Genomic DNA, 23,553 nt, shown 5'->3' with positions numbered 1-23,553 from the left:
TAAGATCACCGCATTATGCCTGCTGTAAGATGCCTGAGCATGGCTGAATACGCTAAATCGCTTTTTTATACGCGGAGTAAAAAAGGAAAGGCAACAGCACAAATGTGAGCAGGCAGATACCTGTTGTAATTAATAGATCTGCACCGGGATAATGCAGCATTTTAAAGCTCACTCCCGCACCGGTGATGACTGCTCCCGCAATTCCCGCAAGGTTGCCGGCCTTTTCTGCGGGGCTGGCTGAATGACGGAATCGGATGGAGAGAAATAAAGGAAGAAAAACAAAAACGAACGAAAGAATACCGATGGCAAATACGCTGTTGGAATTCGACCAGTGAAGAAATCTCATCAATGACCCGATGATCATAAAAACAGAAGCAAATAATCCGCTGAGATAAGTGATCTTTTTCATGAGATAGATGGTTTTATGTAAAAGAAAAAGGGTTTCCGTTTCAATCTCTTTTGCACCATTCGGGCACACCTGGATCCATGCCCGCCGAAGAGCCTCGTCAAAGCTCAGACCGGCATTCATGTCCGCTTCGATACAGCAGCAGAGATGGTCGATCAGATCATTCCGCAGCTCTTCAATGCCAATATTGCTCTCGTCAATCCGGTTTTCAACCTGGCTGATCTGCCATTCAGATAAAGTCATTGCGGGGAAACATTGGGTTTGGAGAAAACGATTTTTTCTATGGTCTGAAGAAAGTCCAGCAGTTCGTCGAACTGTGCTTTCTTCTGTGCCGTTCCCTTTTGAGTCAGGGAATAATACTTGCGGACACGTTTACCGATAAAAACCTTTTCCACGTCAACGAGTCCTTCCTGTTCCAGCTTATGAAGCGCCGGGTACAAAGATCCTTCTTTCAAAAGGATCTTATTATCTGACAGCGTTTTTACGTGCTGCGCGATCTCGTAACCATACATCTTCTTGTTCTCCGCAAGGAGTTTGATGATGATGGTAGTAAGCGTGCCTTTCAGCAGTTCTGTCGAATTCATGAGGCTAAGATAATACATCGGATCAGAATACATCATAATTCTATGTATTTTTCTGTTTTCTTAACATTTTTCGAGGATTGGTTGTACAATGGGTTAATAATCAGTGGAGGATTCGAAAAATCTTTATTCAGCTTAATTGGCGTAGGAGTATCGCAAAGTGCGCTAAGGAATCGCAAAGACCGCAAAGAGATCCCGTGTTAAAGGAAATTTCATTGCGTTCCCTGCGCTTCCTTAGCGCACTTTGCGATATTCCTACGACAGTTACAACCTTAGTTCAGAGATAATGGTGATCATGTCACGGGGTGCTTGAGCGGATGCCTATTTTTTCTTCAACACTATTTCACCCTTCCCCTGAATAATGGTCATACTTTCGATTACCTGTTGCTCATTTCTGTTGAACCTGACGCGCGCTTCCTCTTCGCGAACGTAGAACAGATCTTTCTTTTCTGGTCTGAGCTCAAGAATATCCTGGCCTTCTGGCTGACTAAGCAGCTTTTCATTTTCTACCCAGATCCTGAATCCAGGCATACCCTCACTTACAAAAGAGCCTTCAAACTGTTTCAGTTCAGCGGTGGTGATTGCCATAGGTTTGAATGGCACAGGTAGAGTGTAGGGCTTATCATACATGATCGCCAGCAGGCTTTTGGTAATGGTATCGAGGAACGGTGTTCCGACATTAGCAAGCAGTATCACGCAAGTGCCGTCTGAAGGGATCGTCACCATATTGCTGTTAAATCCGTGAATACTTCCGCTGTGTTCAATTTTCTGTTTTCCATAAATGGAATCGATAAAGATGCCATATCCATACTTGTTCTTTCCCGGCGTGATTGCCGCTTTTGCGGATTCTTTATTAAAAACGGCATTCTGCCATAAAGCATTGTTCCAGCGATAGAGGTCGGTGGTTGTAGAGTAAATAGCTCCGGCGGAATATGAAACCGAAGAGTCAACATCGGGAGCCTGTTGATTCGTCAGCTCCGTAAAACGGAAATAGCCATTTGACTTTTTCTTTTTATCTACTGAAAGAAAGTTGAAGCCAGAATTTTTAAGAGAAAGCGGGTCCAGGATATATTTCCGCATGGCGGCATAGTAGCTCATGCCGGTCACTTCTTCTATGATATAACCAAGCATATTATATGCAGAGTTAGAATAGCGCCACTGAGTTCCGGGAGAAAAATCAAGCGGCTTGTCTTTGAACAGTGCCATCATCGAATCGCGGCTATGGGATTTCGTCACTTCATTGCGCATGAACTCTCGGTTGCTTGTGTAGTTCGCGATCCCTGATGTATGGTGAATAAGCTGATCAATGGTAATGCTGTCTCCTTTGGGATAAGCCGGGAAGTATTTGCTGATCCTGTCATTTACCGAAAGTTTTTTCATTTCCTGCAGTTTCAGGATCAGTGCGGCAGTAAACTGTTTTGAAATGGAACCGATCTTATAAACCGTTTCGGTGGTATTCGGTACACTGTCTTTTATCTTCTGGTATCCGTATGCTTTGCTAAAAACAATTTTGCCCTGATGGGCTACGAGTATGCTTCCATTGAACCGCATTTCAGAGGAATAAGCGGTTACCAATTGGTCCATTTTGGAAGAGAGGTCCTGCGAAACTGCGGTAATACCGATCAGCGATACGATGCCTGTCAAGAAATGCTTCATTATAACGAGGTTGGTGATAAAGTATATAAGACAACGCAAAGAGAGAGCAGGTTACGCCATTCCAGCTGATTTATACGGCATGTCAGGAGTTATTATTAACAGTTCGATCTGCCGTCTCCGGATTCAACGGTTTTTAAGAGGGGGTCTCTTGTCCAGGAAATTCAAAATGGCTTCGTAAAAGACGGTGGGCTGTTCAACAGAAGGCATGTGTCCGCATTTGTTTATGCCTTTGATCGTGGCTTTTGGAAAAGCTTTTTCATACATGGGATAGGTAATGGAGCCAACAGGGTCCTGCCAGCCAAAAATGATGAGCGCATCGCCTTTGTATTTTTTGCGAAGGGACTGCACAATGTTGAACTTCTGCTTTACAAGGCTGTACCACATGAGGGAACCCATTTTGCGGGAGTAGCTGCCATGGTTTACCTGTATCATCACGCTATCGAGCTTTTTGCGGTCGCACGTAAAGTTTGACCAGGTGATCCTGCGCAAAACGGAATCTGACCGGGCTGGCTCCGCGGCTGCGCGGGCGGAATCTGACCAGTAATAAAAAGCGGAATCATCAGCGATCTGATCCCGGACATGAATACTGGCATTAACGACCGGTGTCATCTGAAGGTCGAGCTCGCCCGGTCCGATCAGCATCAGAGAGCGGACGTTTGCCGGATATTTTTCAGCATATGCGGCCGCAAGGATCGCGCCCCATGAATGGCCTGAGATTGTCAGTTGCTTTTGTTTTAAATGTTTTCGAAGTGTATCGAGGTCGCTTAATGCAGTGCCAAGATTGATCGTTGTGCTGTCAAATGGCTGAACCCGGGATCTGCCCGTGCCGCGCTGATCGAAGAGTATTGCACGATATTTTTTCGAAAGAACGATAGCGAGATCGTCTTCCTGGTGCGCAGAGACGCCGGGTCCCCCGCTGAGAATGATCACCGCCTCACCGGATCCGTAAGAATAATAGTAGAGGACCGCATTTTTTAGAACGATCGAGTCGGCCTCTTGTGCTGTTGCGTAAAAGGCCATGAAGGAAAGGATAAGTGCCAGAAGTTTTCTCATGCAGATGTTTTGCCTTTCAAATATAATCAGGCAACTCCGGGAGCGATCGTTGAATATGTGAGGTTTGTGATGCAGATAGTGCTTGATCCTGAAAAGGCCGGCTACCGGTGTGGAAATAGGAGCCGGCAATCACTAACAAGGGATATGGGGAAAAGCAAACACTAATTATCAAGGCGTTGCGGGAGCCGGACGTTATGGTTACCGCCCATAATTTTTGGATGCCGGAATCTGTATCAATTAGAAGCAAATCAGCTTGTATACAGTCCAACAGTTCCCTATCTTTCTACACTAAACCACCCCTCACTATGAGAAAAATCTCTCTATTCCTGGCCGGCCTTTTTATGGTTACGGCTATTTCTGCAAATGACAAAACCGATTCGCTGCAACTGGCAAAAGAAGCCTGGCAAAAAATGATCGATTCTGTTGAAGGCTCGCTGCATTACAAAACCGGGAAAATTGCACTTTCTGGCGGAGCGATCTCTCTCAATGTGCCTCCCGGTTTCAAATTCCTGGAATCTGCAGAGGCAAAGTATGTGATCGAAGACGTTTGGGGAAACCCTCCCGGAGACGCACCATTAGGCCTGCTGTTACCTGCTGATGGCAATGTGATCGGAGACTTTTATGCATTTGTCGTAAGTTTTGAAGACATTGGTTATGTAAAAGATGATGATGCCTCGAAAGTTGACTATGATGAACTGCTTGGCACCATGAAGAAAGATAATCTTGAATCGAATGCTGAACGTGCCAGGTTAAACCTTTCGAAAATGACGCTTGTTGGCTGGGCTGCAAAACCGTATTACGACAAGGATAAGAAAATTCTTCATTGGGCTAAAGAGTTCCAGGTTGAAGATGAGGACGAGAATACATTGAACTATGATGTTCGCGTATTGGGAAGAAAAGGCGTGCTGAATCTCCGCGCTGTAGCTACGATGACACAGCTCGACAGTGTGAATGCCCATATAAACGACGTGATCACGATGGCGGCTTTTACAGATGGTAACCGTTACAGCGATTTTGATTCGAGTACGGATAACGTTGCTGCCTGGACAATCGGCGGTCTCGTAGCAGGTAAAATGCTTGCGAAAGTTGGTTTTTTTGCGATCATCCTCAAGTATCTGAAACTGATCATTGCAGGTGTTGTTCTTGCCGGAGGTGCGATCTGGCGCTTTATTACCGGACGAAGAAAGAATAGAGAGCAGGATCTTTCCTATGTGCCGACCCCGGCGCCCGTTCCGGTTGAGGATAGAGCTGACACTGCTCCGCCTGCGCAATAATAGCAGCTACCGGATAACAGTGCCAAAACAATAAAGAGTTGGATGCCCACTGGTGACGCCGCTACTCAAAAGCATCCTTCCAGTTCTTACCGGTTTATTTGTACCGGTAAGAACCGGATAAGCAGTTGGTTCCTTCATACGCACTATCAAACGCCACAAAAAAAGCGCATAGAGTTTTGATCTATGCGCTTCAACGTTTATGCTGCTGTTCTATTCGCTTCCCCTTTTTGCATCCACAATCTCTCCTTTATCCCACATATTCTTTAACTCGGCTTTTGAAAACACGAACAGGTCTTCTGAAAACTTTCCTTTATTCATTGACTGCAGTTTGCTGATCGTAACTTTCTTGTCTACTTCATAGTCACTCAAACGGACATAGGCAGAGTCTCCTTTGATCTGTTCAACAAGGATCAAACCATAATGATTTCCCTCCGTTTTCAATTCATATACATCACCATCCTGTGGAGAGGCGAGATAAGCGGCATTGCGCTTGTTATCCTGGCTGATACTTACGGCCACAGCGGAAATAAGTACAGCAAACAGTGCGATGCCGGCAAACATCCAAACCGGTGTTTTTGTTTGCGCTTTGATCGTTTTATAAGATTCCTGGAGGTTCGGAGGAAGCTCCTTGTGTTTCATTACTCCTTTGCAATGGCTGCAAACAGAAGCGCCAACTTTCCTGACCGGGAAAAATGGGATCCAGAAAACATGAGCATACTGCTGATAAACGTGGATCGATAGGGTGTTTTGAGAGCCGCAGTTCGGACATCTGTCTACGATGTTTTCCGCAGCCAGTTCTTTAGCTCTTGTTCCGTAAATGATCATGAGGGGGTGGTTATTTTATTAGGAATGGTTTACAAAAAACGGCTTCATCATATTGATGAAACCGTCAGTAAAATAACATATTCAGGCCGGACCTGCAACACCCGTTACCTGCCAGGCTTTATACATAAAAACGGGTTTCTTCCGTTCCAGGCGGGCGGGAAGTAACCAGTGATAGCAAATTATCCCCTGAGCTCCTCCAGCTCTTTTACGGTTTTTGCAAGATGCTTGCCCAGCTTCTGGCTGCCGTCTGCTGTGATCAGGAAATTGTCCTCGATCCGGATACCTCCAAAGGAAAGATAGCTTTCAAGCGATTTGTAGTTAATGAATTCTTCCAGCTTTTTCTCTGAGCTCCATTTGGCGATCAGCTCAGGGATGAAGTAGATGCCAGGTTCGATCGTTAATACAAAGCCCTGCTTCAGTTCTTTGGCAAGGCGAAGGGATTTCCAGCCAAATTCTTTGCTCCGATGCATTGTGTCTGTATAGCCAACAAAGTTTTCGCCAAGGTTCTCCATGTCATGAACATCGAGTCCGATCATATGGCCCAGCCCATGCGGAAAGAACAATGTGTGAACGCCTGCTTCTACCGCTTCATTTACATCACCATTGATCAGTCCGATATTTTTTAACCCGGCAACGATCCATATAGCAGCTTGTTTGTGTACTTCCCTGAAAGTAATGCCCGGGCGCAGCAGGCTGATCGCATGATTCATTGAGTCCAGCACAACCTCATATACTTCCTTTTGCTGAACGGAGAAACGTTTAGCCACGGGGAATGTTCTTGTAAGGTCGCCGGCGTAATGCTTGCCGTTTTCGGCTCCTGCGTCGCAGAGGATCATTCTGCCGGAATCGAGCTTATTGCCATGATAATGGTTGTGCAGGGTCTGACCATTTACAGAAAGGATGATCGGGTAGGCAAGGCGTCCATTTCCCGACAGGGCAATGCTTTCCACGCGTGCTGCGATCTCGTATTCGTAAAGGCCTTCGCGCGTCAGTTCCATGCCGGCAACATGCATATCTGCACTGATCGAATTTGCTTCATGCAACTCGCTTACTTCTGCGGTTTCTTTGATCTCCCGTTGCTGCACTATTGCACGGATCAGCGGTTCTGATACAAAGGATGCAAGAGCGGGAGTATTTACTCCCAGCCATTCTGAAAGCTGTATGGCGGTGTCTCCCCGATACGGATCAAGAATATGGATCGTTTGTTTTTTATCCCGGGCTTTAGATAAAACACTGCCAACCTGTGAAAGTGGCTGTATGGAAGTGATCCCAACCGCAGCAGCCTGCTCCTGCAATGAAGGCAGGGGACCGGTCCAGATGATATCATCCATGCTGAGTTCATTGCCGAACAATGTGGTGGTTCCGTTATCTGTATCGATGATCAGTACAAGCCCGGGGATATCAAGCCCGGCATAGTAAAGAAAGGAGCTGTCTTGCCGGAACGGATACTGATTGTCTTTATAGTTCATGCTGCTTTCCGTATTTCCGGGAAGCAAAATGAGGCCTTTGTTCACAGCGGTCGCAAGTTGTTGTCTTCTGCTGCTGTATGTTTCTGCGGGAAAGAGATTAAACTTCATATTGAAAAAATGAGGTACAAACCTACAGGAAATGATCTAATGTTGCTACACGGTTATTAACCGGATCAGGCTTATCATTATCAGCTTACCTGCGGCAATGAATCCGCGCACATCAGCGGGGTCCTTAGCCGGGAACACATGCGGGTCCCGGCGCATCAGGGTCAACATAATCTTACTTACAAAAGCCCTGGCCCCACCAGATCTTTCTGATCGCGGCCTGTTCAGCTGTAGGGTTAGGGTTGATCTCCAGTACGTGTTCGATCACGCGGTCTGCTTTGAAAACCTTTTGTGAGAGCGTAACCTGGGTGTTCTTTTTGCCATTCACCTTCCGGGATACGACCACCGTCAGATCATCGCCTTCTTTTGCCGTTGCGTTGAATTTGCGGATCACCAGGTCCATATTTATTTTCGTCACAGCTTCTCCATTTATGCTTATAAGCTCATCATCTTTCTGGTAACCCATTTTCTGCCCGAACTGATTCATGTTAGAAACGTCTGTGATAACGATCTTACCCTTTTGTTCTTTGATATCAATACGCCCGAAGGAGATGGCCTGAATGGTTTTTTTCCTGAGATAATCTATGCCTGCGATGCTGAAAAACTCTTCGTAGGGTGTTGGATTACTACCGTCGACATATTTCACAAGGAAATCTTTTACTTCAGGAAAGGTGAGTTTAGCAATGGCGTCATATAATTCATCATCGAGGAAGTATTTATCTTTTCCATAAAGGATGCCGAGGTCATGCTTCAGGTCGCGGAGAGCATATTGTCCGCCGGAGAGCTTCATCAGGTAAAGATCCAGTGCTGCGGATACGAGCGCGCCTTTCATGTAAATGTTTCCGTATTGTTCATGCCATTTGCCGGCACTTTCCTTTCCAAGTTCTGCCAATGAGAGATCATCCTTAAAATAGCCGCGCGAATATTTGATCTTTGTTTCGAGTGCGCTGATAAATTCTTCGGGAGAAACAATACCCGCCCATACCTGCATGTGGTTTGCATAGTATTCGGTACTTCCCTCATAAAGCCAGAGATGCTTTGAGAGAATGGGTTCATTGAAGTTGAATTCTTTTACTTCTTTTGAGCTGATGGTAAGTGGTGTAACGATATGAAAGAATTCATGTGCTGCTATATCTATCCAGCTACCGATCGCCTGCTGCTGATCCTGCTCCTGCAATGCATAGAAAGACGAGTACGAGTGCTCCCATGCACCGGATGTTTTAAATGCTTTTTGTTCTCCGTTGAAGTAAAAGATGAAAGCGTATTTATCAACGGGTAATTTTCCTTTGAGATAAGCTGCGGATCCTTTCATCAGCTTTTCAAAATTGGTTGCGATGAATTTTGCGGTGGCTGCTTTGTGAGGTGAATATACGGCGATCATGATATCCGCGCCACCTACTTTTAGTGTTGCCGTGTCTGGTAGCGAATACATGATCGGTGAATCATATAGTTCGTCAACGTTCCCGCAAAGGAACTTGTCTGATGTATTCGTGGTGGCCGATGGCTTCAGGCCTGTTGCGGCATAAAATCCGGCAGGTTTTGTGAAGTTGAGTTCAAAGGGAACTTTCTTCATTCCGTCAAGGTAGCCAAATACGCCGCAGGTGTTGATGACAAAGTTCTTTCCTCCTTCGAAGTTGGTCCCCACCATTTCATACACGGGGTTGTCGATGGTCGCGTCCCAGGTATCGTCAACAGAATAGGTGATGCGATGAAGACGATCGGCTTGTTTGATGCTCCAGCTGTTATCATCTTTTTTGCTGACGGCCAGTTTGGTGCCATTTTTATCAAAAGCCTGGAAGTCCTGCACGTATTTTCCAAAATTGCTGTTCATGTAAGTGCCTGGCAGGATCTTAGGCATATAGAACCGGATCTCGGATTGCGATACCGCCGGGCAGATAAGTTCTACTTTCAGGCGGTCGCCGGTCGTGTCATTAAGATCAACCGTGTACTGATAGGATTGTGCATGGATAAGAACAGAGAGAAAGAGCGCTGTAACCGTTGTTAATAGTCGGATTTGCATACGGGAAAGTTTAGATATTCTGGATGAACTTCCTGTCTGGGGAAGAGATTCGCATCTGTCCGCCGGCCTGGCGTACAGATGCGAATAAAGATATCCCAACTTTGCAATACCGGCTTTGCCGTTAATGGAAGAAATAAGGGTCGGTTGCGTTTGTGCTTGAACCGGGATAAGCGAAACTCATTTGCTTTGAAGTGATGTTACGAAATTGAATATCCATGGCCATATCGGCCGGAGCATAAGGCGCCTGAACAGATCTTACCGAATGTGGCGGAACATTAAATAGCGATAACTCTTCTGAACGACGGATCTCTCCCGTTTTGCCGATGTAATTAACAGACACGACAATTTCGTCTATTGTAAAATCCGTGTTGTTTGTTACTGGCAGATCCATGAGTTGGTTGCTTTCAAAGCCGATAAAATGGTAACCGGGAATTTCTGCGCTGATAAAGGAATACCAGTTGTTGCGTAATTCGATCAGTGGGTCCTGGTGTTTTTTACAGGAGGCTGTCAATAACAGACAGGCTATTCCTGATAAGAGGATGGTTCTTTTCATGTGGATGTTGGCTGGTGGTTGGTGGTTTGGGCATACAAAATAAAAAACCATTTTCAATTTTGCAATACCCTGGTTGTCAAAAAGTAATCCGAAATGGCCAGCTGAACTAAAGACCGATCTTTAAGCCGTGGGTACGTTTTATCTCCCATAAAGCCTCTGCATTGCCCCTCGCGTCATCTACAGGATGATGCGTATGTTTCGTTTTCCGAAGGTGTTTGAAGTTTTTCGAAGCGTCTTTTACAACGCCTTTATACAAGCTGCCGAGATTCTGAGAGCTATGACCAAAAGGGTTGCTGCCGGTGAAATGATGGAAATACCAGCAAATGAACATCCAGTCGAACCCATTATTATCGCTGATAAAGATCGGCCGGCCCTTCGAGTGTTCCTTTAACCAGTCTGCAAACTGCTGCATTACCATGGCCGGATCGTCAAACATAATCGTATCCTCCCGGGAGAATCCGGAAACAGCCAACGCCTCCGGGATATATCTTTCAGAAATAGGTTTAAGTTTTCCATAGAAACTTTTGTCGAGTGTTTCATTTACCACAACTGCACCAAAAGATATCATGGAGTAGTCTCCCGGGATCGGGCCGTCTGCTTCAATATCAACCATTATATAAGACATAGACTTCTTTGCTATTATTGTCTCTAAAATTACAGTAAATGGATTTTTAGAGCAAGGCGGACGGGGCAATATCGTTAAGTTCAATTTCCTGCATCAGATCGATGGCCGATGGCCGAAATCAAACATCAAACAGGAGATCTCTTGTGTTTATCGAAATCTATTTGGTAGATGCCTGCTTTTCTTCGGGAACTATCAAACTGCGGCGCCCGGTCATCGGTCATCGGACACCAACCTTAATTTAACAGCAGTAGACAGACGGGCTACGCACCCGTGCGGCCTGAAAACGCCCGGAAAAATTGGGTGAAGAGCTTAAAACCAGGTGCGACAGGCTTCAAAACGTATGGCGTTCGGTAATTTCTCCCCGGATCCTCCTCATTGCCTCCTCATTGCTTCCCCGGATCCTTCTCTGTTCGTTCCCGGAAACCGGGGAGCCAAAGCGTCTGGACCGGGGAAGCAGAAGCAAGCTAAGGAGACACGGGCACGGTCAAAGGCTTCGGCATTTTTAATGCTGCCGGTCATAGTTTCCCGCAGATGAATGCACATAAAAAACCGCAGATCCGCAGATAAATAGCGATACGTCAGAAATTATCTGCGTATCTGCGCATTGATCTGCGTTCATCTGCGGGAACCATTGTCAATCGAATAAAAAGATGCGCCCTCGCACCTGTCTATCCTCTTTCCGCTACTTCTTTTAGCTTTTCCAGGGCTTTAGGCCAGGTGTTGGACATATAATCTTTAAAGTCTTCGGTGATATCCATCGAGACGCTGAATTTCGTTTTCCCGTTTGTCTCTTCCAGGAAATATTCTTCCATTGCATTGGCCCATTTTTCAATTCCTGGTCCTTCAGTGATCTCTTTGTCTCCGTCAAGGAATCCAAGATGTTGAATAGAGATCTGTTTGTAAGGAATATTTTCTTTGATCCTCGAAACCATTCCTTCTTTCTTTCCTTCCTTGTTGGTACCGATAAAATGGATCTTATCACCCTTTTCCCATCCGCCCTCGAAAGTTGAAGTAGGGTTGAAGGCGCTTGACCATTCTACATATTTTTTCTTATCCGTGATCGCGTTAAATACCGCCACAGCGGGAGCATCGATGTCAATGTCGAAATGAAGCTTTTCCATATGTTTTGAGTTTGGTTAATGAATTTTTGATGACGGGCTTTTGGCCATTGTCAGTAATAGTAAAATTAACGTGCCAGAGCTGAAACGGCGGCGTGTAAATGCGGCAAAAAAGGGGCCGGTTGCGACCTAAGTTAAAACTGATCATACAGTAGAACAGGCCGTTATAGCCATATCAGGGCAGTGGCGGTCCCAATGTTCAGCAACTCACCACAGCAACATTCTTTTTTTATTACCTTTGCCTTTCCGAATACAATTCGGCTGCTGACATCTCTGTAAGGGGCAGATGTTCCCGCCAGGCCCCTGGAACTAATCTTTATTCATAAGAAATCAAAGACAATGAAGTCTATTGCATTTTATTGCAATGCTTCGGACATTGAAAACAATGCCCTGGAGCAACTGCAACAGTATGCCGGCAAGCCGTTTGTAAATAAGATCAATGCGTTTACCGACATACATTTTTGCCAGGAAAAATCCCTGCCGGTTGGCGTAGCATTTGAAACCGGCGAACACGCGTACCTTTCTATCACCGGGAAGGATATTGGCTGCGGTGTGATGTTTCTGAAATTAAATAAAGCCTGCTGGACCAGGACTTTTGATAAGCCGAAACATTATACCGCGCTGAACTTTGCTCATCAAAAAATGACGGATGAAGGACTTGGCGGCGGCAATCATTTTCTTTCAATCGAAGAAGATGACAATGACGTCTACATCATTTGTCATACAGGTACCCGTAACCGTGGTATAGCGTTGTATCAGTCGGGAGTTGAATTATCCCGTCAGTTTGCGGCGCAAACAGGAGAGGATGCGGGGTATGTTCACCGCAGCTTCATTTCCTCTGCTTTCCTGGACGAGTATGAGAAAGTGCTGAGGTCGGGTTATGAACGCCGTAAGAACTTTGTCGTGAAAACGATGATCTTCCTGCAGCAGGCCGGCTACATAAAGTCCGGAAAGAAGGACATTCCGAAAGACTACCTGAAAAACGATTTCAGTACAATTGCTGAAACAGGAGAACTGTACGGAACACCCTATTCGATGCAGGATTCTATTCATAACCATTTGCGGTTTGAAAAGGACAGGATCGTTCATCGCAAAGGAAGCACGGAGTTGCTGCCGGGCAGAACCGTGGTGATACCATTGTCCATGTCGAGAGGGAGTCTGCTGGTGACGGCTGCCGCATCGGCATCACTTTCTGAAGCGTTGTATTCCTGCGCTCATGGCGCCGGACGAAAGCTTTCAAGATATGACGCGATGAAGTACTGGAAAACGGTGTTGAAGGAAAAACAAAGAAGAGAGTATCGCCAGAGGTTTGAAGAACTACTGGACCGTTCGGGAAATTTTCCCGGCGGATATATCCAGGAGTTTGACTTCGCGTATAAGGACAGCGAGTGCATCTTTACGCATCAGCCGTACCTGAAAAAGCTGACGCAGACAAGGCCCGTGGTGACGATTAAGTACACGGAGATCTAGGCACCCATCTCAATTCTAAACTGAAGAGCGTGAGGGATATTGCACTGATGCAGTATTCTTCACGCTCTTATACGTTTGGGAATATCGCCGTCAGCTTACGCGATGAGATTGCGCTGACCTATAAGTTGAACAAGCGCAGGAGTATCGCAAAGTGCGCAATGTTTATCGTTACTCATCCTGTATTTTGTTGCGGGCAGGGTATTCCTTCCACGCCAACAATACGCATTACAGATCGATTTCAGGCATGATTCCTGAAGTTCATTCCTGTAGCCGAACATCCCCGGAATAAAATAACTTCAGGAACCAATGCCTGACAAAAAAATCAACCCATGCCAATGAAACAAATACTGATCGCCGGTCTTTTCCTTGTCACTGCGTTCACGCAATGCCGCAGTAAAAATAACCACCCGGCAACGGATGCCCTTGTTGCAAATTATGAAGACAGCACCCGTTATAAGCCCGTCAACTATGTTGAGCTTAAACATCCGGAATGGAGTAAAGCTGCGACGATCTATGAAGTGAATATCCGGCAGTATACACCGGAGGGAACCTTCAACGCATTCACGCCACATTTGCCGAGGTTGAAGGAGATGGGCATTGATATCATCTGGCTGATGCCGATCCATCCGATCGGCGTAAAGAACAGGAAGGGTTCGTTAGGCAGTGAATACTCTGTAAAGGATTACTATGCGGTCAATCCTGAATTCGGAACGATGAATGATCTCAGGGCATTGGTGGATACGATCCATAAAATGGGAATGCACGTGATCATCGACTGGGTTGCAAATCATTCTGCGTGGGACAACAAGCTCGTGACCGAACATCCCGAATGGTACACGAAGACAAGGGAAGGAAATTTTCAGCCAACACCCTGGTATGACTGGGAAGATATCATCGATTTTGATTACAACCAGCCCGGTCTTCGCAAGTACATGACCGAAGCGCTGAAATTCTGGGTAAAAGAAGCCGGTATAGATGGCTACCGCTGCGATGTTGCCGGTTTTATTCCTGTTGATTTCTGGGATAATGTCCGGGAGGAACTTGACGCGATCAAACCCGTCTTCATGCTGGCAGAATGGGAGTCGAGAGATCTCTACAAGAAAGCATTTGATATGACCTATTCCTGGACCTTGTGGGATAAGCTCAAAGACGCAACGACCAGCAGGAAAGGAATAGGCGGCCTGGTCGAATACATGGCCCATGACGTGAATACAGTTCCACCTGATGCATACAGGATGACATTCACCGATAACCATGATAAAAATTCCTGGGAAGGGAACCAGTACTCCAATTTTGGTAAAGGGCTTGAAGCGTCTATGGTAATGGCGTCCACTGTAAACGGAATGCCGCTGGTTTACAGCGGACAGGAGGCCGGGCTTGATCATTCCCTCAAATTCTTTGACAAAGATCCGATCACGTGGAAAGCACACCCTTTCTATGGAATGTATAAAAAGCTGTTTGCGCTGAAGCATACCAGCCAGGCTTTGTGGAATGGCGCTGCGGGGGGAGAAATGGTAAGAGTGTATAATGACAAGCCTCAACAGGTGATCTCTTTCTTCCGAGAAAAGAATGGCGACAAGGTAATGCCTGTGATCAACTTCAGCGAGAAGCCTGTCAGGGTCAGGTTGCAGTCGGATTATTTTACGGGCAATTACAAAGAATTGTTCACAGGGAAAGACTATGTGATCAAAGGAGACGATGTGATTGAATTGCCGGCATGGGGCTACCTGGTTTTGTATGGAAAGTAGAAAGTTTTTATTGAGCTTTGCCATTCTCCATTGCAAGACGCTTAATTTGTTTTATGCCTGATGTCAGTATTAATGAAGTTGTGTTCGGAATATTTAAGAACAATCTTGAGAAAAAAGGATTGTCGATCAGTTCGGTTGACCCGGACGGCCTGATCCGCATTCGCCGTGGTGATACGGATGTGACCGTAAGCCTTGAGAATGTGACCAGGAATTACGAGCGGGACAGGGATGAACGTTTTATTACGGATCTGATCGAAACGATCACAGCAACGACAGGAACAGAGCTGGCTTTATGGACAGATGTAAAAGAGCATATCTATGTCAGCTTACTCCCGCTGAGTGCGCTGATCGGTGATCCGATATATCAGCCGGTCACGATGGTATTCGGAAAAGTATATGTTCTGGTGAGTGATAGTAAACTTGTGTTTATCGACTACAGTGAACTTGAACGGTGGGGGATCTCCCTGGAACAACTGGCAGACCAGGCAAACAAAAATGCAGACCTGCTGGTAGAGCAGGCTTCTATTGAAGCCGGCCTCGTGGAAGGGCGGAAGCTGGGCATGATCGAACATCCCTTTGCTTCGCTGAAAACGGCGTTGCTGTTTGCGCCTTCATTCAGGCAGAAGGCCGAACCGGAGTTTGGCTTTCCTTTTTATGCGGTAATGCCTGTGCGCGATTTCTGTTACATCTTTTCTGAAGAAGACTTTGACTTCTTTACGGCAAGAATAGGAACGGTGATCGTTGACGAGTACCGGAAATCCGGGTATCCGCTTACAACGGAAGTGTTGAAGTTTGATGAGGATGGGGTTGATGCGGTCGGAGCCTACCCGGCAGATTAGGCCTGCAAGGCAAAGACTTTCGCCGTGGGCGAAGCTGTTGTTATCGTTACGGCGTTTCACCCGGCATTACATCCAGTTGCTGTTTGTAACCGTTACGCAGCACGCCGAGCTTTGCATATTCTCCGATCATTTCTCCGGATAGTTTACTGTGCAGGTCATCGATACCACCGATAGCATGTTCGTTAAAAGAAATGATGATATCTCCAACCCTGATCGCGTTGTTCAGTGCGGGGGCATCAGCAACGACTTCGGTAACATAGACGCCGGACCGGTTTTGTAGTTTGTTGGAGGCGATCATTCTTTCAGTCAGCGAAACATTATTGCCTGCAATGCCAAGGTAAGCCCGCCGCACTTTTCCCTCAATGATAAGTTTACCGGCCACGTAAGCGGCAAGATTGCTGCTTACCGCAAAACAAAGACCCTGCCCGCCGTTAATGATCGCGGTATTTACGCCGATCACCTGCCCCGCACTGTTGATCAGCGGACCGCCGCTGTTTCCGGGATTAAGCGCCGCGTCGGTTTGGATCACATCATCGATCAGCCTTCCGTTGGATGCACGAAGGCTTCGTCCCAATGCGCTGACGACTCCCGCTGTAACGGTGAACTGTAGCCCCATCGGGTTGCCGATAGCAATTGCGATCTGGCCGGGCTTCAATTGTTTGCTGTTGGCAAACTGAAGACTTTTCAAACCATATTCATGGATCTTTAAAACGGCGATGTCTGTACTGGGATCTGTTCCGCGGAGTTGGGCATTCACTTCATTGCCATTTGACAGGATCACACGGATGGTCTGCGCATCTTCCACCACATGATTATTGGTTACGATATAACCATCACTGCTGATGATAAACCCGGTACCGCTGCCGGGGACAAGCTGTTTCTGCTTTGTCTGGCGATCAATGACCTTTTTCTGGACAATGATATGAACGACAGAGCCGGCGGATGTCTCCGCAACTGAACTGACTGTATTGCTATAGGAATCTAACAGCCGGTTGTCATCAACGGGCTGAAAGGAAATGGTCTGGATCATAACTGCAATACATCAAAGCGTTGACCAGACCGGATCTCTGACGGACTGACAGCGAAAAGCAGAGATTGATGTCCTGAATAAAGAAAATATGTCCTGAAAAATGGCAAACAATTTTGACACGGAAAGGTTGGGCGGCTTATTAAGCGCGTACAAATAATTAAATCAACGGCCTTGACGTACCTTTCTTCCTTAACACATAACGATATGCAAAAAGAGAATCCTTCTCATTCCCGCCGTGAATTTATTTCCCTGTCTGGAAAAGTGCTGGCGTCGGCGGCATTGCTGACTTCTTCAGCGGGTGTTTTGGCCTCGCATCAGGAGGAACTGAATGTTGGTCAGATCATGGATGCATTCATAAAGGAAGTTCCTGGTAGTCCGTTTGAAAAAACGGTCGATACATTAAAATCCGGTGACCGGAATATAAAAGTCAAAGGAATTATCACCACGATGTTTGCAACGATCGATGTGATCAACAAGGCGATCGCATTGAATGCAAATTTTATCATTGCACATGAGCCAACATTTTATAATCATGCCGATGAGACAGCATGGTTAAAGAACGATGATGTGTTCAATTATAAAATGGACCTTTTGAAGAAACATAATATTGCGGTCTGGAGAAATCATGACTATATACATATGCATCAACCGGATGGCGTGCGCGACTATGTGGTAAGGCGATTGGGGTGGACAAAGCAATACGATACAGAAAGCTGGGTGGCGGATATTCAATCGTCATCATTGCAGACGCTGATCATGCATGCGAAGAAGTCGCTGGGTATAAAACAGCTTCGTTATATCGGTGATCCGCGGCAGGTTTGTAAGAAGATCCTCCTGATGCCTGGGGCGGCAGGTGGTCAACGGCAGATCACAGCTATCGGCAGCCGCAAACCGGATGTGTTAATGTGCGGAGAGATCCAGGAGTGGGAAACAGCGGAATATGTGAGGGATGCAAGATCAAAAGGAGATAAGCTGTCATTGATCGTGCTGGGGCATATTCCGAGCGAGGAGCCCGGGTCGGCTTATATGGCGGAATGGGTAAAACAGAAGTTTCCGGCGATACCGGTGAAGCATGTGGGGGCGGGGAGTCCTTTTTCATTTGGATAGGTGCGGAGAAAATAAGTTGAGCATTATGGTGAAGGCGGATGATCGGGTTTTAATCAATTGCGGAGATGAAGTGTTCGTTATTGTTGAGATCAACCACTATATTCACAACAAAAAAATGCAATCAGGAGCCTGATCTCTGGAATTGCAACCTGTACAAAGCCACCGTAATGATAACGCAAAACACTGCAACCTCTCTATTTATAAATAGTAAGAAGGTTGTTTTTATTCCCGCAACCAGATCGTGCCTGCTTTTGCTGCTCTGTATTTGTTTTATGAGTGGAACTGTGGCAGCGCAAAAGAAGAAATTCTATTTTCCTGGATGGACATATCATAAAAGGAATGCGGTGATCCTTGGGGTCTCTGGCGGATTATGGTCTTCCATGGATAGTGCCAGAAAAACAACATCTATCGGCTTAAAACTCGAAGCTCCCGGTGTTGGGTTACTCGCAGCATTTGTACCGTCAAGTCCCGTATCTGAAACAGATAGTGCTTTCCAGGTATTTAAAAAGAAGGTAGTTTCTGAGAAAGTGTATGGTCTGAGTGTATCATTAACAGGAACCGCTTGTAATTGCACGGTGAATGGTGTGTCTGTAGGAGGAATTGCGCAGATCCAGGGGCGGGTGAATGGGATCTCTTTCAGCCCGATAAGTTTTACTGAAGTCCATAACGGAATACAACTGTCGATATTCAGCCAAACCTATAAGATGAATGGAATCCAGATCGGGTTTATGAATAAAAGTTCGAGAACAAGAGGAATACAACTGGGACTTTGGAATAGGAATGAGAAAAGGAGTTTGCCGATCCTTAACTGGAATTTCAGTGATTAACGAATAAAGATCAGGAGATCCAGAACGATCTTCCTGCGCGAATTGAAACCGGGGCTTTCATCTTTTCGTGGAAGCCCCGGTTCCGTTAGTTTGATAGAAGCCTGGCAGAGGCCGAATCAGAAATGCGTGGATAATTGCGTACTGCACGATATTAGTCAGCATGCATGATGCTCGCCTAGTTAAACAGCCCCTTCAGTTTATCCATTACACCACCGCCTTTGCCGGAGAATGCCGCGGAGAGGTCCTGCAGATCCACGTCGCCATCACCATCCTGATCGAGACCTCCTTTGAATTTGTTGAGCAGGTTCTGCACATTCAATCCCGATGTACTTCCGCCGCTGAGAGAGTTGAAGATACTCTGTATATCGAAGCTGTTATCGTTCGGATCGTTCGTTTTGTTGACCAGGTTTTTGAGAACATCCGGAACAAGACCTCCTGCAACGGATGAGGCTTGCTGCTGGTTTAATCCAACCTTGTCCATTAGATTCTGGATCACATTCCCTGAAACCTGCTGCACCGCGGGGTTGCCTGAATTGATCTCGTTTTTACCACTGAATAAAGACATTACATCTTTAATACCGCCCTGCGAAAGCAGTTGCTGCAAACCGCCGGTAATACCCTGGCCTGCTGCTTCAACAGCTGCTTCATTCTTTTCATTAGGGACTTCCGGGTTGTTCAGAATAGATGAGCCGGCTTGTTGTTTTACGAGGTTAAGAAGATTGTCTAGCATAGTGAAGAGTTTTATAGTAGATAAAGTTAAAGGGGTTTGGGAAGATAAAGTTTGAAGTGGGAAAACTTAATGCTGAGCCCGGGAAGTATCACAAAAAGCTCAAAAGGAAGGTCTGTGCTTATTGCGTTTCCTCTGGCCGCTTAACATAGGCAAACAACTACCCGTAACGGGTTTCCATAAAAAACATGCTGCTTACTATTGGAATTGTGTCAGAAATGAATGATTTTATTTTTGATACAAGCAACCAACTATATTTTAAGAGCAGCGTAATTATGAGCTTGCTAAAAAAGCTTTTTACCCCGGCAAGGGAGGTGATCATTTCCGATTATGATAGTTTCTGGAAATGGTTTTCCTTTCACGAGAAAGAATTTTACTCAATACTTCAATCCCGGACGAACGTAGACACCCGTTTGATGAACCGGTTGTTACCGGCATTGCATAAACTCAATCCCGGCCTTTTTTGTGTTTGCGGCATCGGCGATGATGATACCACAGAACTTATTATATCTGCCGAAGGCAATGTTAAGAACTTTGTTTTTGCAGAAGACCTGATCTCAAAAGCGCCGATGATCCCCGGATGGAGATTTACTGCGTTGAAACCGGCAGCAGGTCTTGATGCCGTATCGACTAACCAGAAGGGATATGAATTCAGCCGGGAAAAGATCGGCTTCTATGCAAAAAAAGATCCGGTACATCCTGACGAAATATCACTGGTGTTCGTGCACAAAGATTATAACAGGGAGAATGCGCAACAGATAGAGAACGGAACTTTTGTTTTCCTGGAGAATGCTTTAGGAGAATTGAACCTGGCAACATTGATCGATGGCATTGAGGTCTCCGGCCCTGCACAGCTGGAGGACGAAACTATTGCGCTTGAGAAACTGATCCCATACCTGAAATGGCGGGAGGCCGAGTTTGTAGAGAAATATAAAGGCGGACGCTATAATACGGAGGCCGACAGATATGCAACATTCAGCGGTCAGGATTCGAATGGCTTTACTTCGATAGGACTGATGAATACTGATCTGCTTCAGTGGGATGCGAAAGGATCGCACCCATGGATGATGACGATCACGATCAATTATGCCGGCAACCATATAAACGGGATGCCTGATAAGCAAATGTTCAGGAAGATGGATCGATTTGAGAAAGATCTCTGTGATCTGCTTGTGGACGAGAAGGGGTATCTCAATATCGGCAGGCAAACGTATAACGGAATGCGGACCGTTTATTTCGCTTGCGCAGAGTTTCGCCATGCTTCGCGTATTGCGAAACTGATGATCGCAGAATATAGAGGGGTAATTGATGCAGACTACACGATCTGCCGTGATAAGTACTGGATGACAGTGGAAAAATTTTCAAGCGCCTGCTAAGGCTATCTGCATAGGAGAAGAACAAAGGGTGGGCCATTTGGCTCACCCTTCTTTTTGCAGGTGTTGCGTAAGTTGCCGCTGGGACTGAGCATCCCCATTTATCTGCGACGATCTGCGGGAGCCCCGCTAATGAAATTTTAACAGCGCGGCTTCTTGGGTACGGCACTGTATCAATTTCACGCGATGACTGTATCAAAAGCGAACGAAAGGCTTGCTAAAATGATTTCAACTCTCTGATAAATAAAGAATTACCTGAATGGCATGTTTTTGATGGCGGTATGCCACCATATCACTGTATTATGATAAAACATTTCTTCAGGATCAGCCTTCGCAACATGGCGCGAAGTAAAGTGTACAGCAGTATCAACATTGCGGGTCTTGCGGTTGGCCTTGCGGGTTTCATTGTTGTGTTGCTATATCTGAATCATGAGCTCAATTACGATAAATGGAGCCCGGAGTTAAAGAAAGTGTACAAGGTCAGCCTGCGTTCTGATGAAGAAGTCTTTGAAACAACGGCTGCACCGCTGGCTTCTTTTCTTGCGGGCAAGTCATCTGAGATCGAAACGGCTACACGGATTCAGTCGGGCGGAGATTATGAAGTTCCACTTGCGGCAGGCGATACAAAACTGTATGCGACGGGAAGTGTGGAGGTTGATTCCAATTTTCTGAAAGTATTTCCGCTTGAGATCGTAGCGGGTGACCGGGTGAGTCCGTTGCATAAACCAAATGCGCTGATCCTTTCCGCGGCATTAAGCAAGAAGCTGTTTGGCGATACAGATCCGGTAGGCAAAATGGTCAGGATCTATAGCAATATTGATGCGGAAGTGACGGCGGTTTTTTCAGCACCATCAGGGCCATCCCACCTCGATATCCAGTTCGCCTGGTTAAGTCCCTGGGCGAATGGTAATAACCATTGGGGGAACATGTCATATGAGACATATGTCAAAACAAAGAATGAGCTGAGTGTTGAAAAGCTGGACGCAGCAATCAACCCGCTTTATTATAATGAACGTGTGAAGAAAGACGATCAGTCGTATGAGGCATTTCGTGCAGCGGGGCATACGCAGGGGTTGTTTGCGGATGCAGTAGGAAGTATCCATAACTTTCCGCGTCATGGGGCAACGAATTTTAAAACAGTGGCGGTGTTGGTCGTGCTGGCATTTCTGCTGCTGGTTGCGGGCGCCATCAACTTCAGTAATCTTTCCATTGCCGCATCTATCCGGCGTGCAAAGGAGGTTGGGATCCGGAAAACGCTTGGATCAAGCCGCTGGCAACTGGTCAGGCAATTCCTGGGGGAGACGGCTTTGCAGTGTCTGATCAGCCTGGTACTTGCGGTGGTGATCGCTCAGCTGGCTTTGCCATTTTTTTCGAAAAGCTTCGGGATCCAACTTTCATTTTTCGGAGCGAATAATTTAGGGTTCATCCTGTTGCAGATCCTGATAAGTCTCGTGGTTGTTATAGTTTTATCCGGACTTTATCCTGCGGTGGTCCTTTCACTGGTGAATACGAACAAAGTGTTGAAAGGGGAGTATTCCAGCGGATCAAAGGGCCGTACTCTTCGTAATGGTCTGATCGTCGCGCAGTTTGTGGTTGCCGCATTTTTTGTATTTGCAATACTTGTGATCAACCGGCAGATCCGGTTTATGGAAACACGGGATAAGGGATTTTCAGGGCAGCAGGTTGTCCGGATAGAAGCGACACAGAATTCAAGAGACCGGAATTTTGATGCTACGCGCACAAAGTTGTTGAGTGTGCCGGGAGTGAGGTATGTATCCAAGTCGACCAAGGTTCCGGGCGACAAATACGCAGACACGTCCACTTTCCGTTTTAGCTATGCCGGCGCGCAGCACCGCCTTTCATCCGTGAAAGTAAGTGCGGATTATTTTTCAACGCTGGACGTGAAGCTGGTAAAAGGAAGGCTGTTCGATGATCGCCAGACAGATCAGCAAACGCGTTCGGCTATCATAAACGAAACGGCCGCGCGGAAGCTTGGAGGAGATAATGTATTAGGTAAACCCGTGTTCTTTGAAGGATGCGATACTGTGCCGGTACAGGTGGTCGGGATCGTTCGTGATTTTAATGTGCAGGGACTTGAAACAGCGGTGCAACCGATGGTCTACACGATCGGGAATAAGGCATGTATGTTCCAGTCAGGCGGCGCCTTGCTGGTAAAAATAAACTCGGATAAAGCAGCGGGTACGATAGCGGGATTGACTCAGATATGGAAAAGCGTGGAACCGGACCTGCCGATCCGCTATTCATTTATCGACGATAATTTTCAGCGATTGTTTGCAGCGCATGTAAGATTGCAACAGATCATCAGTGTATTTGCGGTCATTGCGATCGTGATATCCATCATGGGATTATTCGCAATGGCAGCATATCTGACAGGTCAGCGCAAGAAAGAGATCGGCGTGCGGAAAGTTCTGGGTGCAAGTGTTTCCAACCTGGCTTCCCTGTTAAGCAGGGATTTTATACGGCTGGTGATCCTGTCGGTGATCATTGCGATACCGATCGGGTACTGGGCGACCAATCATTGGCTGGACACCTTTGCCTACAGGATAGAGCCGGGCTGGCCATTGTTTGCACTGGCTGCCGGGTTGGTGTTGCTGATCGCAATTATTACAGTAAGTTTTCAAACGATCAAAGCCGCAAGGTCTAACCCGGTGGATAGTTTGCGGAGCGAATAAGTTTTTCAGTTTTTAGTGTATGTTAAATGTCAAAGGCTCCATTCCTGGAGCCTT

21 protein-coding genes are annotated in these 23,553 nt (G+C 46.3%); 9 read left to right on the top strand and 12 right to left on the bottom strand.

Annotated elements, in window-relative coordinates:
• Positions 1-52: 52 nt before the first annotated feature.
• From LZZ85_RS01585 to LZZ85_RS01570, 4 genes are all read right to left on the bottom strand, one after another.
• Entirely contained in the window at positions 53-649 is a 597-nt protein-coding gene (locus LZZ85_RS01585) for a hypothetical protein (protein ID WP_237868169.1), read from the bottom strand.
• Positions 646-1,026 (bottom strand): PadR family transcriptional regulator, encoded by a 381-nt coding sequence (locus tag LZZ85_RS01580; RefSeq protein ID WP_237868168.1) that lies wholly within the window; start codon positions 1,024-1,026, stop codon positions 646-648. The genes LZZ85_RS01585 and LZZ85_RS01580 overlap by 4 nt, the downstream gene beginning before the upstream one ends.
• Positions 1,027-1,308: 282 nt before the next feature.
• Positions 1,309-2,643 (bottom strand): serine hydrolase domain-containing protein, encoded by a 1,335-nt coding sequence (locus tag LZZ85_RS01575; RefSeq protein WP_237868167.1) that lies wholly within the window; start codon positions 2,641-2,643, stop codon positions 1,309-1,311.
• Positions 2,644-2,766: 123 nt separating this feature from the next.
• Positions 2,767-3,696, bottom strand: coding sequence for an alpha/beta fold hydrolase (locus LZZ85_RS01570; protein ID WP_237868166.1), 930 nt, complete (start codon positions 3,694-3,696; stop codon positions 2,767-2,769).
• Positions 3,697-4,001: 305 nt separating this feature from the next.
• Here LZZ85_RS01570 and LZZ85_RS01565 point away from each other — a divergent pair, with 305 nt between their 5' ends.
• Complete coding sequence (locus LZZ85_RS01565; RefSeq protein ID WP_237868165.1) at positions 4,002-4,970, top strand: DUF2167 domain-containing protein; 969 nt, start codon at positions 4,002-4,004, stop codon at positions 4,968-4,970.
• A gap of 210 nt (positions 4,971-5,180) precedes the next feature.
• Here LZZ85_RS01565 and LZZ85_RS01560 read toward each other — a convergent pair whose 3' ends face one another.
• From LZZ85_RS01560 to LZZ85_RS01535, 6 genes are all read right to left on the bottom strand, one after another.
• The gene (locus LZZ85_RS01560) at positions 5,181-5,795 is read right to left on the bottom strand and encodes a zinc ribbon domain-containing protein (RefSeq protein ID WP_237868164.1); all 615 of its coding nucleotides are present in this window, start codon (positions 5,793-5,795) and stop codon (positions 5,181-5,183) included.
• A 179-nt stretch (positions 5,796-5,974) separates the two neighbouring features.
• Positions 5,975-7,372, bottom strand: coding sequence for an aminopeptidase P family protein (locus tag LZZ85_RS01555; protein WP_237868163.1), 1,398 nt, complete (start codon positions 7,370-7,372; stop codon positions 5,975-5,977).
• Positions 7,373-7,544: 172 nt separating this feature from the next.
• Positions 7,545-9,389 (bottom strand): M61 family metallopeptidase, encoded by a 1,845-nt coding sequence (locus LZZ85_RS01550; RefSeq protein ID WP_237868162.1) that lies wholly within the window; start codon positions 9,387-9,389, stop codon positions 7,545-7,547.
• Positions 9,390-9,510: 121 nt separating this feature from the next.
• Positions 9,511-9,942 (bottom strand): hypothetical protein, encoded by a 432-nt coding sequence (locus LZZ85_RS01545; protein WP_237868161.1) that lies wholly within the window; start codon positions 9,940-9,942, stop codon positions 9,511-9,513.
• 106 nt (positions 9,943-10,048) lie between these two features.
• A complete protein-coding gene (locus LZZ85_RS01540; protein ID WP_237868160.1) occupies positions 10,049-10,567 on the bottom strand; it encodes a 3'-5' exonuclease family protein in 519 nt (172 codons plus the stop codon).
• A 668-nt stretch (positions 10,568-11,235) separates the two neighbouring features.
• A complete protein-coding gene (locus LZZ85_RS01535; protein WP_237868159.1) occupies positions 11,236-11,688 on the bottom strand; it encodes an SRPBCC family protein in 453 nt (150 codons plus the stop codon).
• A 336-nt stretch (positions 11,689-12,024) separates the two neighbouring features.
• Here LZZ85_RS01535 and LZZ85_RS01530 point away from each other — a divergent pair, with 336 nt between their 5' ends.
• The 4 genes from LZZ85_RS01530 to LZZ85_RS01515 all read left to right on the top strand — a co-directional run bounded on the left by LZZ85_RS01530 (position 12,025) and on the right by LZZ85_RS01515 (position 15,742).
• Positions 12,025-13,155, top strand: a complete 1,131-nt coding sequence (locus LZZ85_RS01530; protein ID WP_237868158.1) for an RtcB family protein — start codon at positions 12,025-12,027, stop codon at positions 13,153-13,155.
• 29 nt (positions 13,156-13,184) lie between these two features.
• Positions 13,185-13,403, top strand: a complete 219-nt coding sequence (locus tag LZZ85_RS01525) for a hypothetical protein (protein WP_237868157.1) — start codon at positions 13,185-13,187, stop codon at positions 13,401-13,403.
• 87 nt (positions 13,404-13,490) lie between these two features.
• On the top strand, positions 13,491-14,903 hold the full coding sequence (locus LZZ85_RS01520) for an alpha-amylase family glycosyl hydrolase (RefSeq protein ID WP_237868156.1): 1,413 nt from the start codon (positions 13,491-13,493) through the stop codon (positions 14,901-14,903).
• Between the two features lie 53 nt (positions 14,904-14,956).
• On the top strand, positions 14,957-15,742 hold the full coding sequence (locus tag LZZ85_RS01515) for a DUF1444 domain-containing protein (RefSeq protein ID WP_237868155.1): 786 nt from the start codon (positions 14,957-14,959) through the stop codon (positions 15,740-15,742).
• A gap of 46 nt (positions 15,743-15,788) precedes the next feature.
• Here LZZ85_RS01515 and LZZ85_RS01510 read toward each other — a convergent pair whose 3' ends face one another.
• The gene (locus tag LZZ85_RS01510; RefSeq protein WP_237868154.1) at positions 15,789-16,772 is read right to left on the bottom strand and encodes a S1C family serine protease; all 984 of its coding nucleotides are present in this window, start codon (positions 16,770-16,772) and stop codon (positions 15,789-15,791) included.
• A 204-nt stretch (positions 16,773-16,976) separates the two neighbouring features.
• Here LZZ85_RS01510 and LZZ85_RS01505 point away from each other — a divergent pair, with 204 nt between their 5' ends.
• Both LZZ85_RS01505 and LZZ85_RS01500 read left to right on the top strand, forming a co-directional pair.
• A complete protein-coding gene (locus tag LZZ85_RS01505) occupies positions 16,977-17,879 on the top strand; it encodes a Nif3-like dinuclear metal center hexameric protein (RefSeq protein ID WP_237868153.1) in 903 nt (300 codons plus the stop codon).
• A gap of 272 nt (positions 17,880-18,151) precedes the next feature.
• Positions 18,152-18,706, top strand: coding sequence for an LA_2272 family surface repeat-containing protein (locus tag LZZ85_RS01500; RefSeq protein ID WP_237868152.1), 555 nt, complete (start codon positions 18,152-18,154; stop codon positions 18,704-18,706).
• Between the two features lie 175 nt (positions 18,707-18,881).
• On the opposite strand, the gene LZZ85_RS01495 is transcribed toward LZZ85_RS01500, so the two are convergent.
• Complete coding sequence (locus tag LZZ85_RS01495; protein ID WP_237868151.1) at positions 18,882-19,436, bottom strand: hypothetical protein; 555 nt, start codon at positions 19,434-19,436, stop codon at positions 18,882-18,884.
• A 272-nt stretch (positions 19,437-19,708) separates the two neighbouring features.
• Between LZZ85_RS01495 and LZZ85_RS01490 the strand changes: the two genes are divergently transcribed.
• Together LZZ85_RS01490 and LZZ85_RS01485 are read left to right on the top strand one after the other, a co-directional pair.
• Entirely contained in the window at positions 19,709-20,809 is a 1,101-nt protein-coding gene (locus tag LZZ85_RS01490; protein ID WP_237868150.1) for a DUF695 domain-containing protein, read from the top strand.
• 299 nt (positions 20,810-21,108) lie between these two features.
• Positions 21,109-23,499, top strand: coding sequence for an ABC transporter permease (locus tag LZZ85_RS01485; RefSeq protein WP_237868149.1), 2,391 nt, complete (start codon positions 21,109-21,111; stop codon positions 23,497-23,499).
• Positions 23,500-23,553 lie beyond the last annotated feature (54 nt).

Source organism: Terrimonas ginsenosidimutans, assembly GCF_022012415.1.
GTDB lineage: Bacteria > Bacteroidota > Bacteroidia > Chitinophagales > Chitinophagaceae > Terrimonas_A > Terrimonas_A ginsenosidimutans.
The sequence above is the reverse complement of the archived record's forward strand: the minus strand, read 5'-3'. Positions and strand labels throughout refer to the sequence as shown.